This window comes from Streptomyces sp. NPDC001292, assembly GCF_042896465.1.
Taxonomy (GTDB): domain Bacteria; phylum Actinomycetota; class Actinomycetes; order Streptomycetales; family Streptomycetaceae; genus Streptomyces.
This window is the reverse complement of record NZ_JBIAXG010000061.1, coordinates 1-12,769: the sequence shown is the minus strand read 5'-3', so window position 1 is coordinate 12,769 and position 12,769 is coordinate 1. Positions and strand designations below refer to the sequence as shown.

Here is a 12,769-nt window from a genome sequence, read left to right as displayed (position 1 = left end):
ATCCCCCAGCGCGTCATGGCGTACCGGAGCAGGCCCGGCGCAAACGGCCACGGACGCCATGAATCCCGCCAGGGGAAGACCCGACCAACCCGACCACCCCAGAACACCGAGCAGCCACAACACGCCGACGGCCACGAACGGCCGCCCCCACCCCCACCAGCAGGTCGAAGGCCCATCATCGTGCGGGCAGCCGCGACAGCACACGTCCCGCAGCGAGCGGTTCACCCGTCGCGCCGAGGCGTCCGGCTTCGAGGTCGCGCCGTGCTCCTTCGGAGACGAACAGCGACACCAGCGACACCAGCACGATCGAGGTCACGAAGTTGCCCACCCGGTCGTGGTCCCGGCTACGGCTCGACCACGATGCGGACCGGGTTGCCTTCCGGCTGCGGCACCGGCACGTCCTCCACGCCGAGTCGGCGGCCCGCACGGGAGAAGCGCGCCGCACGCATGGTCGCCGTCGTCATCAGCTCACCTCGACGACTTCCCCGAATCCCGCGAGGTGGGCCGGCCGCTCGGACTCACCTTTCGGACGGACTGAACACCCGATCCATACCCCTTTGCTGGAGCTGTACCGGATTCCAGTGCGGGCGTCCGTGGGCCAGGGCGGCACCTCGGCGGCCGGCACCTCGCCAGCGACCGACCGGATCGCCGCCGTCCGAAACGAGTCCCCCGACAGGAGGTGCCACCGCTGTTACGGAAGCCGTTCGGCCATTCGCAGGAAGCCCAGGCGGCCAGACCGCCAGGAGCGCCAAGAAGCGTCAGCTGTTTTCTTCCTGATCGCGGGGTGGTTCGGAGCGGGAACCGGCTCGGCGGCCCGCGCTCTCCCCGGATCGATGGTCCGTACAAGGGAGAGTTACGGATATATCCGCGTTTCGTAACGCGGATCCTTTTGCCGATCTGCTGTCGTCGTGAAGGGCCACAGTGTGGCGCCTCGGCACAAGCCGGGAATTCGGATGGCACGCCCGGCCCGACCAGGGTGGGTGTGCACGACCGTGAGGGGATTCATGTCTGTTTCTCGTACGGCGCTCCGCCTGATCGCCACCTGTGTGGCTTCGGGCGCCCTCGTCGGCGCGGCCGCCCTGCCGGCCCTGGCCGCCGGAGGCCACGACCGCGACAACGAAAGGAGCTTCCCGCACAGCCGCTCTGCGGAAGACGTCAGGATCGACCACGACCACGACGGTCGCCGCGGTCACTTCGACGACCGTTACCGGTACCGGGGCTGGCACCACGGCTGGTACAACAACCGGCACTGGTACCGGCACCACGGCTGGTACGGCGACCATCACCACTTCCCCGGCCGCCGCTAGCCCGCCTCGGAAGTCGCGCTGTGACGCGGAGGCCGACTGCCACCCTCTGCCACCTCCGTCACAGCCGGTGCAGCCGCTGCACCGAAGGGCCGAAGACCGTGCTGTGCGGTCTTCGGCCCTTCGGCCGCGTACCGCCGGCGCACAACCCGCCGAACGGCCGTGATCGTTCCTTTCCGATGATCGCGGTCAGCGCCTGCCGGCCCGGGCCAGCGCCTCCTCCGCCTGGGCGGCCAGCGTGCCGACCAGATCGGCAGCGGACGGCAGGTCGTCGATGAGGTCGACGGCCTCGCCGGCCCACTGCGGCAGTGGGGGAATCTCGCCTCGTGCCACGGCGTCCTGGTACGCCTGCCGGGCATGCGGGGCAGCTGCGAGTTCGTCCTCCCGGCACCGCCACGCGTCGAGGAAAGGGTGGCCGAGTGTGCGCGCGGTGTACTTCGCCGGCCACCGCGAACCACGGGCGATGTCCAGCACCCTGTTGCGCTCGGTGTCCTCCCCGCGCCCCTCGACGATCGCCTGGGCGGTCGCCGGCGCGACCAGGGCCTCGGTCGTGGCCTGGAAGCGCGTTCCGAGCAGTGCTCCCGCGGCCCCCAGCGCCAGGGCGGCCGCCACGCCGCGGCCGTCGCCGATCCCACCGGCCGCCAGCACCGGCACCGGCGCCGCCAGGTCCACCACTACGGGCACGAACGGCAGCGTGGACCGCCCGTGCCGGGCGCCATGCCCGCCGGCCTCGGTGCCCTGCGCCACGATCACGTCCGCGCCCAGATCCACCGCCCTGCGGGCCTCCTCCAGGTCGGTGGCCTGAATGATCAGCGCGGTACCCGCGCCGCGGATGCGCTCCGCGAACGGACCGGGGTCGCCGAAGGACAACATCACCGCCGCCGGCCCGTGCTCCAGCGCCCACGCGATCGCGCCGTCGTCGATCGCCCACGTCTGGAAGCCGACGCCCCAGGGTTTCCCGGCGCACTCGTCGGCCAGGACGGGCAGTTCGCGGGCCAGCCACTCCTGGTCCCCGTTCCCGCCGCCCAGCAGCCCGAGTCCGCCGCCGCGCGAGACCGCGCCCGTCAGGGCACCACCGGCCGACCCGCCCATCGGCGCCAGGACGATCGGATGCTCCACGCCGAACAGTTCCGTGAACGCCGTCGACAATGCCATGGGCGCAATCCTCGCCCACGCGTAGTGCCCGTCGCAGCGCGATCGGCGGACTCGGCGAGTTCCTGCCCCACGGGCCCTTGGGGCGAGCAGGCCGTCCGGCCGCGGCCCGGACGGCCGAGCGGCGTCCCCCGCCGAGTGCGGCGCGGGCCGGCCCCGAAGGACCAGCCCGCGGCGGCTGTTTCGCGGGGACAGGGCCACGGGGGTCTTCTCCAGCGTGAAGTCGCCCGTCGTCGTCCCTCCCTTCTTGATCTCCACGGTGGTCATCACCGGCTCGAAGCCGTCCTTGGAAGCGGCACGCATGGGCGGACATGACATGACCCAGCCAAAATAATGTCTCGCCGGAATCGTCCGGTCGCCGCTCGTGATCCGCGTGTGAGGTGGGCCACCTAACCATTGCTGACAGCGGAAACTTCGGCTTAACGTCCCCGCAATCCGTTGGAGCGGACGGGCGTCACCGGCCGGTTTCCGCTCGGCGGCGGCCTTCGGACGCGGGCTCGGAACGGAACCTTCTCCGTGCGGCGGGGCGTGTTCCGCTGCGTGGTTCCGGCAGCGCGCACCCCTGTGAGGAGTCGAGCCATGATTCTTTCCGGACGGAATCTCTCCCGATGTCGCAGCACGTGGGCGACGCCTTCTGGCCGGGCCGAGCCGCCGGGTTCCGGCGGAGGTCTGCTCTCGGTCCGCGCGCTGACCGGAGCCGTGTTCGGCGCCGCCGTGGAGGTGGCCGCTATCGTCGCGGCGCTGGCCCTGTACCCGTCCGGCTTGGGCGAGGGCGGGGAACGCCGCAGACCCGGCGGCCCCAGGCGGTCGGCGCCTTCGGACGGCACTACGGCCCTTCCGGCCGTGTCCGCCGACAGCCCGGTCCTGCTGGTACACGGTCTGTGCAGTAACCGGGCGATCTTCCACGTCATGAGACGCGGCCTGCGGCAGGCGGGCTTTCGCCGGGTCGTCGTGCTGAACTACAACTGGCTGAACAACGACGTCCGCAGCGCCGCGCGGTTGCTGGCGGAGCAGGTGGAACGGGTCTGCGAGGACAGCGGGCACGAGCGCGTCCACGTGATCGGCCACAGTCTCGGCGGCGTGGTCGCCCGCTACTACGTGCAACGCATGGGCGGCGACGACCGCGTGCACACTCTGGTCACCCTGGGCGCCCCCCACCACGGCACGCTGGCCGCGGCGCTGCCGCTGCCGCTCCGGGCGATCCGGCAGCTCCGCCCGGGCAGCGACGTGCTCGCGGAGCTCGCCGGGCCCGCTCCCGGCTGCGGGACCCGCTTCGTGGCGTTCCACAGCGACCTCGACGAGCTGATCGTCCCCGCCGCCAACGCCCGGCTGGTCCACCCCGACCTTCGGATACGCAACGTCCCCGTGCGGGCCGTCGGCCATGTCTCGCTGCCGCTGCACGGCAGGGTCGTCGGCGAGGTCTGCCGTGTCCTGCGCGATGCGCGCGTCGCCGAGCCCCTGGCCGCGGCTTGAGCCGCGACAGCCCTGCGAACGGCCCCCGCATGCCACTCTGGTGACGCGCGGGCTGTCCGTGGTCAACCGCCAGCAGGGGTACGCCGGATGACGGCCGCAGTGATGAGGTCGACCAGCTGATGGAAACGGTCGATCATCCGCAGAGGGAAGCGGTCGAGTACCTGCGCGCCGCGATCCTGCGGGCCGATCCGCTGATCACCGAGCAGGTCGAGTGGAAGGCTCCGAGCTTCTGCTGCGGCGGTGTCGACCGGGTGACTTTCCAGTTGAGGTCGAAGGACGTCCGGCTCGTCTTCCACGGGGCCCGAAGGTGAGGGACGATGCCGCCTCGTTCACGTTCGACGACGACAGCGGCCTGGTGCAGTGGCGCTCCAGCGACCGGGCTCTGGTGACGTTCAAGGACCTGTCCGAGGTCGAGGCGCACGAGACGGCGTTCATTGACCTGGTCCGGCGATGGGTCAGGGCGTGATGTGGGCAGCCGCCGGGCTGGGTCCATCGGGTCGGGCACCATTGCGTGTCGTCTCTGGGGTTCCGGCCCGCCCGGAAATGGGTGTCGGACCCGATGGCAGCAGCCCCCGGCGGCGGGTGAGAGTGGAGGCAAACCCCTTTCGACGGTCGTACCGGCGTGCGCCCTGCCGTTGCCGCCTTCCCGGGCCCGGGTGCGGGCCGCGGTGCCCCGACTGGGGACGAACCGCGAGTCCGTCGAGTCACGAGAGGAACACGGCACCGATGGCGGCAGTGCCGCGGCGGCCTGCCTGGTCGCGCCGCGCGGGCTTCCGACCGCACGGCCCGTACCGCCGGGCCGTGGCGCCTGCCCGCCGCCGCGTGCCGAGAGGAGCGCGTCATGCCTGGAACCGATGACAAGCTGCTCGGCGAGATCGCCGCTCGCACGTACCGGGACGATCCCCGGTTCGCCCGCGCCCTCCGTGCGGGCCGCCCTTGCCCGCCACGCGAATACCGCCGCACCCGGGCCTGGCTGCTGTTGGCCCTCGCCCTGGTGGCGCTGGGCACCGGTATCACCCTGGCCCACGGTCTGCTGATCGTCACCGGCATGGTCCTGGCCGGTATGGCCGGGGAACTGTGCGACCCCCAGCGCGGCGCGCGCAGACAGCGGGTTTCCCCGCCCCGTTTTTGACCTCGACGGCGCGCCTGGCGGCCGCACCGCGGTGGGCGGCCGGGGCGGCGATGAGCAGGACCGTGTGGTGCTCCGTCGGGGCCACCCGGCCGTCCTCACTCATGTCCGGCCGTCCGTCCACTCATGACCGGCCGACCCTCGCTCATGACCGGCCGACCGTGTCCTGATCGGCCGCCGTCTCCTGCGGCCCGGAGCTGGGTGCCCAGCCCTCGGCCGGTGCGCCGCCGGCCGGAGCGGCCTTGCCGAACAGGCCCGTCAGGCGGCGGGCCACCGGTTCGGTGTAGCGGGCGGCGAGCGGGCCGAGGATGACGAGGATCAACACGTACGCCGTGGCCAGCGGGCCCAGGTCGGGTTCGATCCCGGCGGTGACCGCGAGCCCGGCGATGACGATGGAGAACTCACCCCGGGCGACCAGCGTGCCGCCCGCACGCCAGCGTCCCTTGACGGAGACACCGGCCCGCTTGGCGGCCCAGTACCCAGTGGCGATCTTGGTCAGCGCGGTGACGACGGCCAGGGCGAGCGCCGGAAGCAGTACCGGCGGAATGCTCTGCGGGTCGGTGTGCAGTCCGAAGAACACGAAGAACACCGCCGCGAACAGGTCGCGCAACGGGGCCAGGAGGTTGTGCGCACCCTCCGCCACCTCGCCGGACAGGGCGATGCCGACCAGGAACGCGCCCACGGCCGCCGAGACCTGCAGCTGCTGTGCGAGGCCGGCGACCAGCAGGGTCAGGCCCAGCACGACCAGCAGCAGCTTCTCGGGGTCGTCGCTGGAGACGAGGCGCGAAATGTGCCGGCCGAACCGCACCGCCACCAGCAGCACCAGAGCGGCGACTCCGAGGGCGATGGCCAGCGTGGCGCTGCCCGCCGCCAGCCCCGCGCCCGCCAGCAGGGCGGTGATGATCGGCAGGTACACGGCCATGGACAGGTCCTCGAGGACCAGGATGCTGAGGATCACCGGCGTCTCCCGGTTGCCCAGCCGTCCCAGATCGCCCAGGACCTTGGCGATCACACCGGATGAGGAGATCCAGGTCACCCCTGCCAGGACGACCGCCGCCACCGGCCCCCAGCCCAGCAGCAGCGCCATGGCGGCGCCGGGCAGGGCGTTGAGTGCGGCGTCGACGAGCCCGGCCGGGTACTGGGTCTTGAGGTTGGAGACCAGGTCACTGGCGGTGTACTCCAGCCCCAGCATGAGCAGCAGCAGGATGACGCCGATCTCGGCGCCGATGGCGACGAACTCCTCACTGGTGTCCAGCGGGAGCAGTCCGCCCTGGCCGAAGGCGAGTCCGGCCAGCAGATACAAGGGAATGGGTGAGAACTGGAAGCGTCCGGCGAACCGACCCAGCAGCCCCAGACCAAGGATGATCGCGCCGAACTCGATCAGGAAGACCGCAGACGAATGCACGCGTATCACCCCCGTCCGAGTATCGCCGCAGCGGCATCGGCGCCCTCGCGCGTGCCGATCACGATCAGGGTGTCCCCGCCGGCCAGCCGGAGGTCCGGCCCGGGGGACGGGATCGCCTCGGCCCGCCGCAGCACGGCCACGATCGACACACCGGTCTCGGTACGCATCCGGGTCTCACCCAGCAGCCGCCCGTTCCAGTACGAGGTCGCCGACAGTTCGATGCGCTCCGCCACCAGCCCCAACTCGGTCGTCGACAGCAGGTTGGGGCTGTGATGGGCCGGCATGAGCGCGTCGATGACCGCCGCCGCCTCCCCGGCGGTCAGACGCACGGACAGCGCGCAGGCGTCCGGATCGTCCTCGCGGTACGCGCTCAGGGTCCGCGTTCCGTCCCGGTGCGCGACCACGGACAGACGGCGCTGTTCTCGCGTGGTGAGGTCGTAGCGAACCCCGATTCCCGGCAACGGCGTACCGCTCATGCGCGCAGCGCCCACGACTGTTCTCCCTGTCCGACTTGGTGGTTTCTTTAGGCAACCTTTAACGGCACCCTATCGAGTTGTGCCGAGCGCATGGAATTCGCACTCGCGACGCCGCAGCCGAGTAACGCCTTCTCCGAGCGGGTCCACGTCCGCGCAGTGATCCGCCTCACACGCTGTCACAGCGGTCGATCACGCGGTGTCTTGTGCCCGAACCCCTGAAAACGGAGGAGACACCATGGTGGAGAACACGGACGTCGTCGTGATCGGCGGTGGATACGCCGGCGTCATGGCCGCCAACCGCCTGACGCGGCGCGGCGATGTGACAGTGACGCTGATCAACCCGCGCCCGACCTTCGTCCATCGGATCCGCCTGCACCAGCTGGTGGGCGGGACCGACGATGCGGTCGTCGACTACCGGGACGTCCTGGCAGACGGCGTCCGGCTGGTGGTCGACTCCGCGACACGGATCGACGCGGCCGCGCGCCGCGTGACGTTGGCGGCCGGCGGCACGGTCGGCTACGACTACCTGATCTACGCGGTGGGCAGCGGCAGCGCCGACCCGCGCGTGCCCGGAGCGGCCGAGTTCGCCCACCCGATCGCCACCCTGGAGGAGGCGGAGCGGCTGCGCCCGATCGTCGACGCCGCTCCTCCGACGGTCGCGGTGACCGTCGTCGGAGCCGGTCCGACCGGCATCGAGACCGCCGCCGAGCTGGCGGAGGCGGGTCGCAGCGTGACCCTGGTCTGCGGTGGGGTGCTCGGCCCGTACCTGCACCGTCGGGGTCGGCACTCGGTGGCCGGGCGGCTGGCGGCGCTCGGGGTGACCGTGCTCGACGGCCCCGGCACGCAGGTGACGGCGGTGACCCGCGATGCCGTACGGCTCGGTGACGGCCGTGAGCTGCCGAGCCAGGTGACCGTCTGGACCGCCGGATTCGGCGTGCCTGACCTGGCCGCGCGCAGCGGGCTGAGCACCGACGCCCTGGGCCGCCTGCGCACGGACGAGACGCTGACGAGCGTGGACGACGAGCGCATCGTCGCGGCCGGGGACTCGGCGGCGCCGTCGGACCTGCCGTTGCGGATGAGCTGCCAGGCCGCGATACCTCTGGGAGCGCGGGCCGCCGACACGGTGCTCAGCCGGATCGCGGGTGAGCGGCCCTCGACCCTCAACGAGGTGTTCGCCGGCCAGTGCATCAGCCTGGGCCGACGCGCCGGCATCTTCCAGTTCGCCCACAGGTACGACGTCGCGCTGTGGTTCCATATCGGCGGTCGCCCCGGCGCGAAGATCAAGGAGTTGGTGTGCAGGGGCATCGTCAAGCACCTGGCCGACGAGGCACGCAAGCCCGGTTCGTACGGCCTGCACCGCGTCTCGGGAGGTGCCAAGCGCCAGGAGCTGCTGGAGTCCCAGCGCGGCGAGGCGCCGGCCACCGGCGCGCGGGCAGCCCAGCCAGGCACTCGTGAGCACCGAACAGGCCGGTCGGACCGAACGGCCACCGACGAAAGGGACCGTGCTGTGGATGCACGCTTGAACGCCCTCGGCGACCGGGGCCGTCCGCGAAGGAGAGGGGTCGAGGCATGAGCGACCACGCCACTGATCCGGCGACCGAGGCGTTCATCGCCCACCGCAACCTGCTCTTCACCGTCGCCTACGAGATGCTCGGATCGGCTGCCGACGCCGAGGACGTCCTCCAGGAGACCTGGCTGCGGTGGGCCGAGGTCGACTTGGCACAGGTGCGCGACCATCGCGCCTACCTGGTCCGGATCACGACCCGGCAGTCGCTCAACCGGCTGCGCGCGATGAAGCGCCGCAAGGAGGCGTATGTCGGCCCCTGGCTGCCCGAGCCGCTGCTGACCGCGCCGGACGTGGCCCAGGACGTCGAGCTCGCCGAGAGCGTGTCGATGGCACTGATGCTCGTCCTCGAGACGCTGTCGCCGACGGAGCGCGCCGTCTTCGTACTGCGCGAGGTCTTCGACGTCGGCTACGACGAGATCGCGGTGGCCGTCGACAAGAGCCCTGCGGCCGTTCGCCAGATCGCGCACCGCGCTCGCCGGCACGTCGACGCCCGGCGCCCGCGCAAGGTGGTCTCCCCCAGCGAGACCCGGGCCGCCCTGGAGTCGTTCCAGCGCGCGTTCGAAACCGGGGACCTGCAGGGCCTCCTCGACGTGCTCGCTCCCGAAGTCGTCCTGATGAGCGACGGCGGCGGCGTCAAGCACGCCGCGCTGCGGCCGGTCGTCGGCGCCGAGAAAGTGGTCCGCATGTTCGTCGGCGGCATCGGCAAGGTCCAGGGCAAGCTCACCCTCGAGCCCACGCTGGTCAATGGCAACCCGGCACTCTTCGTGCGCCTGGACGGCGAGATCGACGGCATCATGGCGGTCCGCGTTGAGGACGCCCGCGTCGCCGGCCTCTACTACGTCCGCAACCCGGAGAAGCTGTCCCGCGTCGAATCCGAGACCCCGCTCACCCTGCGCTGAGGACCGGTGGCGGAACAGCCGCTGCCGACCAGGTGAATCTGGCAGGGGGACGACTGGCTCGGACGTCGTCCCCCTGCCCCCGGGATCAACGGAATCGCAACAGTCGCCGCTCAATTGACGGCCGCTCCGAACCACTTGGGCAGCCGGCTGAGCAGTTCCCGCTGGTCCTCACCGACCCAGGCCACATGGCCGTCCGGCCGCAGCGGTACGGCGGTCGCGTCCAACTCCTCGCTGCCGTCTACGACGTGGTCGACCCGGTCCGCCCAACCCGTCACCGGAAGCCGGCCGGTCCGGTCGAGCAGCAGCCCGCGTCCACCGTGCAAGCCGCGTCGGCATGCGCCTCGGCGAACCCACGATGGCGTCCCTGACGGTCGCAGTGCGGGACCAGGCCGGCGTCCTTCAGGGCGGGGAGCTGCGGGTCGGGGCCCGCGCGGTCGAGGGGACGACCGCGCGAAGACGTCACTGCGGGACGTCGGTGTAGCCGCGGGCCCGGACGAGGTCCTGGGTGAGACGGGTGAAGGCGCGGGCGGCGGCGCTCTGGTAGCTGCTGCCGCGCCGCAGCAGGGTGACGGTGCGTGCGGGCAGGGCCGGTTCGAGGGGGACGGGGCGCAAGTGCGGGTGGTCGTGGGTGACGGCGTCGGGAAGCACGGTGGCGATCGGGGTGCGCCGCACGATCTCGACGAGGGCCTGGACGGAGTTGGCCTCCACCGTGATGCGGGGCTGCACCCGGTGGGCCGCGAAGTGGGCGTCGATATGGTTCCGGGTGGCGAAGTCGCCGTTCAGCAGGGCGAGTTGATGGTCACTCAGTTCGCCCACCGGTAGCGGCTCGGACGGGCCGGCCTCGGGGTCGGGGGCGCCGGTCACGAGGCTCAGGGTCTCCGTGAACAGGGTCTGCGCCACGACGCCGGGCAGGTGGGAGCCGGCGAAGGCGATGCCGAGGTCGAGGTCGTCGGCGAGCAGGGCCGACTCGATGCGGTCCTGGGTCATCTCCTGGACGTCCAAGGTGATGCCAGGGTGCCGGGTGTGCAGTTCGGCGACCAGGGGGCCCACCAGATAGGAGGTGAACGTCGGCGTCGCGGCCAGGCGCAGATGGCCGCGGGTCAGGTCCTGGACGTCCTGGACGGCACGCTGGGCGGCCGCCAGGTCCCGCAGGGCGCGGCGGGCGTGACGGGCGTACGTCTCGCCGGCGTCGGTGAGCCGCACGCTGCGCCCGGTGCGGTCCAGCAGCGGCACCCCGACGGTCCGCTCCAGTTGCCGGACCTGCTGGGAGAGCGTGGGCTGGGAGATGCGCAGGTCTTCGGCGGCGCGGGTGAAGCTGCCGTGCTCGGCCACGGCGAGCAGGTAGCGCAGGTGACGCAGTTCCAGAGCCATGGGAACGATTATAGATGCGGCCAATGGGAGACATGGGTACTGCGTCTTGGACTCTATAGGCCCAGGTCATGCATGGTGGATTCACCGAGGCCGGCAGGCCGGAACCCACCGAAGGGAGTGACTCATGCGCGACCTCGCCCAGGGCGTCACGCGTTTCCAGCGGGACGTCCACCCCGCCAAGGCGGACCTGTTCGCCCACCTCGCCGTGAACCACACGCCGCACACGCTGTTCATCGGCTGCTCCGACGCCCGCGTCGTCCCGGAGCTGATCACGGCCAGTGAGCCGGGCGAGCTGTTCGTCGTCCGGACCGCGGGCAACCTCGTCCCGTCCCACGCGCCGGGCCCCGACGCCGTGGCGGCGGCCATCGAGTACGCCATTGCTGTCCTAGGGGTGACCGACATCGTGGTGTGCGGGCACTCCGGCTGCGGCGCCATGACGGCGCTGGCCGAGGCCCACGACCTGCGCGGGGTGCCGGCGGTCGCCGAGTGGCTGCGGCACGCGGACGCCTCCCGCGCCCGTACCGCCTCCTGCGGGGACGTCGCTGCTCTGGTGCGCCAGAACGTGCTCGCCCAGCTGGCGAACCTGGTCACCCACCCCTCGGTCGCCGGCGGCCTGGCCGAAGGCACCCTCACCCTGCACGGCTGGGTCTACGACATCGCCACCGGAGACGTCGAGAACGTGGGCGCCGACGCGCAGGCGACCGCGTCCGCGGCCTGACCACCGCCTCCGGCCCCCGCGGCCCACGCCCCCCAATCGACCCGGCCCTGCCACGTCGCAGTGGACCGGGTGTCCCCCCACCCCCTGAACCCCGGATCCTGAAAGGACCCCCCATGCCGCACGCCCAGTTCGACCCCACCGCTCGGCAGGCCCTCGCCGCCACCGCCGTCGAGGCCAAGACCCGCAACGACCTCACCTGGCAGCAGATCGCGGACGCGGCGGGCCTGTCGGTGGCCTTCACCACCGCCGCCGTGCTCGGCCAGCACGCCCTGCCCGAGCCGGCCGCCCAGGCCGTCGGCGAGCTGCTCGGCCTGGACGCCGACGCGGTGACGCTGCTCCAGACGATCCCGACCCGAGGGTCGATCCCCGGCGGCATCCCGACCGACCCGACCATCTACCGGTTCTACGAGATGCTCCAGGTGTACGGCACCACGCTCAAGGCCCTGGTGCACGAGCAGTTCGGTGACGGCATCATCTCCGCGATCAACTTCAAGCTGGACGTCAAGAAGGTCGCCGACCCCGAGGGCGGCGAGCGCGCGGTGATCACCCTGGACGGCAAGTACCTGCCCACCAAGCCCTTCTGATCCGCCCCGATCGGACCGGCTCCGGGGCGGTGCGGCACGCCGGCCGCCCCGGCTTCCTCCTCCCACGGAAGGACACCGTGATGGACTTCGCACAGCGCACCGTCGACATCGCCCGCCGCAACGTCGCCGAGGGCGGCCGCCCGTTCGCGACCGTCATCGTCAAGGACGGCGAGATCCTGGCCGAGAGCCCGAACCGGGTCGCCCAGACCAACGACCCCACGGCGCACGCCGAGATCCTCGCCATCCGCGAGGCGTGCACCAAGCTGGGCACCGAGCACCTCGTCGGCGCCACGATCTACGTACTGGCCCACCCGTGCCCGATGTGCCTGGGGTCGCTGTACTACTCCTCACCGGACGAGGTGGTCTTCCTCACCACCCGGGACGCCTACGAACCGCACTACGTGGACGACCGCAAGTACTTCGAACTGGACAACTTCTACGAGGAGTTCGCCAAGAACTGGGACGAGCGCCGACTGCCGATGCGCTACGAGCCGCGCGACTCCGCGGTCGACGTCTACCGGCTCTGGCAGGAACACAACGGCGGCGAGCGCCGTGTCCCCGGCGCCCCCACCGCCGCCTGAGGGAGCAGCCGTGCCCCTCATCGAACCGAACGCCGCCGAGCTGCGGCATCTGGAGCGCGCGGTAGAGCTGGCGGCCGAGGCGGTGCGGGCCGGGGACGAGCCGTTCGGCT

Annotated in this window: 15 protein-coding genes and 1 pseudogene; 10 read left to right on the top strand and 6 right to left on the bottom strand. The window is 71.7% G+C overall.

Translation table 11 applies throughout. The features are described 5' to 3' along the window. Nucleotides 1-175: 175 nt before the first annotated feature. Nucleotides 176-328 carry a hypothetical protein gene (locus ACFY4A_RS37810; protein WP_390833851.1) on the bottom strand — a complete coding sequence of 51 codons (153 nt, stop codon included), beginning with the start codon at nucleotides 326-328 and terminating at the stop codon, nucleotides 176-178. A gap of 676 nt (nucleotides 329-1,004) precedes the next feature. Between ACFY4A_RS37810 and ACFY4A_RS37805 the strand changes: the two genes are divergently transcribed. Further along, nucleotides 1,005-1,307: a hypothetical protein gene (locus ACFY4A_RS37805; RefSeq protein ID WP_390833850.1), complete on the top strand. Its 303-nt coding sequence runs from the start codon at nucleotides 1,005-1,007 to the stop codon at nucleotides 1,305-1,307. A 186-nt stretch (nucleotides 1,308-1,493) separates the two neighbouring features. Here the strand turns inward: ACFY4A_RS37805 and ACFY4A_RS37800 are convergent, their stop codons facing one another. After that, nucleotides 1,494-2,459: an NAD(P)H-dependent flavin oxidoreductase gene (locus tag ACFY4A_RS37800; protein ID WP_390833849.1), complete on the bottom strand. Its 966-nt coding sequence runs from the start codon at nucleotides 2,457-2,459 to the stop codon at nucleotides 1,494-1,496. Between the two features lie 576 nt (nucleotides 2,460-3,035). Here ACFY4A_RS37800 and ACFY4A_RS37795 point away from each other — a divergent pair. The 4 genes from ACFY4A_RS37795 to ACFY4A_RS37780 all read left to right on the top strand — a co-directional run bounded on the left by ACFY4A_RS37795 (nucleotide 3,036) and on the right by ACFY4A_RS37780 (nucleotide 5,061). Continuing rightward, nucleotides 3,036-3,929, top strand: a complete 894-nt coding sequence (locus ACFY4A_RS37795) for an esterase/lipase family protein (protein WP_390833848.1) — start codon at nucleotides 3,036-3,038, stop codon at nucleotides 3,927-3,929. 119 nt (nucleotides 3,930-4,048) lie between these two features. Continuing rightward, nucleotides 4,049-4,240 carry a DUF1801 domain-containing protein gene (locus ACFY4A_RS37790; protein WP_390833847.1) on the top strand — a complete coding sequence of 64 codons (192 nt, stop codon included), beginning with the start codon at nucleotides 4,049-4,051 and terminating at the stop codon, nucleotides 4,238-4,240. Then, on the top strand, nucleotides 4,237-4,395 hold the full coding sequence (locus ACFY4A_RS37785) for a hypothetical protein (protein ID WP_390833846.1): 159 nt from the start codon (nucleotides 4,237-4,239) through the stop codon (nucleotides 4,393-4,395). The genes ACFY4A_RS37790 and ACFY4A_RS37785 overlap by 4 nt, the downstream gene beginning before the upstream one ends. 375 nt (nucleotides 4,396-4,770) lie before the next feature. Further along, the gene (locus ACFY4A_RS37780; protein WP_390833845.1) at nucleotides 4,771-5,061 is read left to right on the top strand and encodes a DUF3040 domain-containing protein; all 291 of its coding nucleotides are present in this window, start codon (nucleotides 4,771-4,773) and stop codon (nucleotides 5,059-5,061) included. 142 nt (nucleotides 5,062-5,203) lie between these two features. On the opposite strand, the gene ACFY4A_RS37775 is transcribed toward ACFY4A_RS37780, so the two are convergent. Beyond that, on the bottom strand, nucleotides 5,204-6,463 hold the full coding sequence (locus ACFY4A_RS37775) for a cation:proton antiporter (protein WP_390833844.1): 1,260 nt from the start codon (nucleotides 6,461-6,463) through the stop codon (nucleotides 5,204-5,206). A gap of 5 nt (nucleotides 6,464-6,468) precedes the next feature. Then, entirely contained in the window at nucleotides 6,469-6,939 is a 471-nt protein-coding gene (locus ACFY4A_RS37770) for a cation:proton antiporter regulatory subunit (protein WP_390833879.1), read from the bottom strand. Nucleotides 6,940-7,174: 235 nt separating this feature from the next. On the opposite strand from ACFY4A_RS37770, the gene ACFY4A_RS37765 reads away from it, so the two are divergent. Next, on the top strand, nucleotides 7,175-8,512 hold the full coding sequence (locus tag ACFY4A_RS37765; protein WP_390833843.1) for an NAD(P)/FAD-dependent oxidoreductase: 1,338 nt from the start codon (nucleotides 7,175-7,177) through the stop codon (nucleotides 8,510-8,512). Then, complete coding sequence (locus tag ACFY4A_RS37760) at nucleotides 8,509-9,405, top strand: RNA polymerase sigma-70 factor (RefSeq protein ID WP_390833842.1); 897 nt, start codon at nucleotides 8,509-8,511, stop codon at nucleotides 9,403-9,405. Before ACFY4A_RS37765 ends, ACFY4A_RS37760 begins: the two co-directional genes overlap by 4 nt. Nucleotides 9,406-9,515: 110 nt before the next feature. On the opposite strand, the pseudogene ACFY4A_RS37755 reads toward ACFY4A_RS37760, so the two are convergent. Together ACFY4A_RS37755 and cynR are read right to left on the bottom strand one after the other, a co-directional pair. Beyond that, a pseudogene (locus ACFY4A_RS37755) lies at nucleotides 9,516-9,728 on the bottom strand (FAD-dependent oxidoreductase); the annotation flags it as partial. A 136-nt stretch (nucleotides 9,729-9,864) separates the two neighbouring features. Then, the gene (gene cynR / locus ACFY4A_RS37750; RefSeq protein ID WP_390833841.1) at nucleotides 9,865-10,776 is read right to left on the bottom strand and encodes a transcriptional regulator CynR; all 912 of its coding nucleotides are present in this window, start codon (nucleotides 10,774-10,776) and stop codon (nucleotides 9,865-9,867) included. A 124-nt stretch (nucleotides 10,777-10,900) separates the two neighbouring features. On the opposite strand from cynR, the gene ACFY4A_RS37745 reads away from it, so the two are divergent. The 3 genes from ACFY4A_RS37745 to ACFY4A_RS37735 all read left to right on the top strand — a co-directional run bounded on the left by ACFY4A_RS37745 (nucleotide 10,901) and on the right by ACFY4A_RS37735 (nucleotide 12,659). Then, complete coding sequence (locus tag ACFY4A_RS37745; protein WP_390833840.1) at nucleotides 10,901-11,494, top strand: carbonic anhydrase; 594 nt, start codon at nucleotides 10,901-10,903, stop codon at nucleotides 11,492-11,494. Nucleotides 11,495-11,607: 113 nt separating this feature from the next. Continuing rightward, nucleotides 11,608-12,078, top strand: coding sequence for a cyanase (gene cynS, locus ACFY4A_RS37740; protein ID WP_390833839.1), 471 nt, complete (start codon nucleotides 11,608-11,610; stop codon nucleotides 12,076-12,078). Nucleotides 12,079-12,158: 80 nt separating this feature from the next. Continuing rightward, on the top strand, nucleotides 12,159-12,659 hold the full coding sequence (locus ACFY4A_RS37735; protein WP_390833838.1) for a nucleoside deaminase: 501 nt from the start codon (nucleotides 12,159-12,161) through the stop codon (nucleotides 12,657-12,659). Nucleotides 12,660-12,769 lie beyond the last annotated feature (110 nt).

Bases quoted from the DNA above. Each gene is read 5' to 3' on its own strand.
- ACFY4A_RS37780 (WP_390833845.1), top strand. From the start codon at position 4,771: ATGCCTGGAACCGATGACAAGCTGCTCGGCGAGATCGCCGCTCGCACG.
- ACFY4A_RS37745 (WP_390833840.1), top strand. From the start codon at position 10,901: ATGCGCGACCTCGCCCAGGGCGTCACGCGTTTCCAGCGGGACGTCCAC.
- cynR (WP_390833841.1), bottom strand. From the start codon at position 10,776: ATGGCTCTGGAACTGCGTCACCTGCGCTACCTGCTCGCCGTGGCCGAG.
- ACFY4A_RS37735 (WP_390833838.1), top strand. From the start codon at position 12,159: ATGGACTTCGCACAGCGCACCGTCGACATCGCCCGCCGCAACGTCGCC.
- cynS (WP_390833839.1), top strand. From the start codon at position 11,608: ATGCCGCACGCCCAGTTCGACCCCACCGCTCGGCAGGCCCTCGCCGCC.
- ACFY4A_RS37800 (WP_390833849.1), bottom strand. From the start codon at position 2,459: ATGGCATTGTCGACGGCGTTCACGGAACTGTTCGGCGTGGAGCATCCG.
- ACFY4A_RS37765 (WP_390833843.1), top strand. From the start codon at position 7,175: ATGGTGGAGAACACGGACGTCGTCGTGATCGGCGGTGGATACGCCGGC.
- ACFY4A_RS37790 (WP_390833847.1), top strand. From the start codon at position 4,049: ATGGAAACGGTCGATCATCCGCAGAGGGAAGCGGTCGAGTACCTGCGC.
- ACFY4A_RS37805 (WP_390833850.1), top strand. From the start codon at position 1,005: ATGTCTGTTTCTCGTACGGCGCTCCGCCTGATCGCCACCTGTGTGGCT.
- ACFY4A_RS37760 (WP_390833842.1), top strand. From the start codon at position 8,509: ATGAGCGACCACGCCACTGATCCGGCGACCGAGGCGTTCATCGCCCAC.
- ACFY4A_RS37795 (WP_390833848.1), top strand. From the start codon at position 3,036: ATGATTCTTTCCGGACGGAATCTCTCCCGATGTCGCAGCACGTGGGCG.
- ACFY4A_RS37770 (WP_390833879.1), bottom strand. From the start codon at position 6,939: ATGAGCGGTACGCCGTTGCCGGGAATCGGGGTTCGCTACGACCTCACC.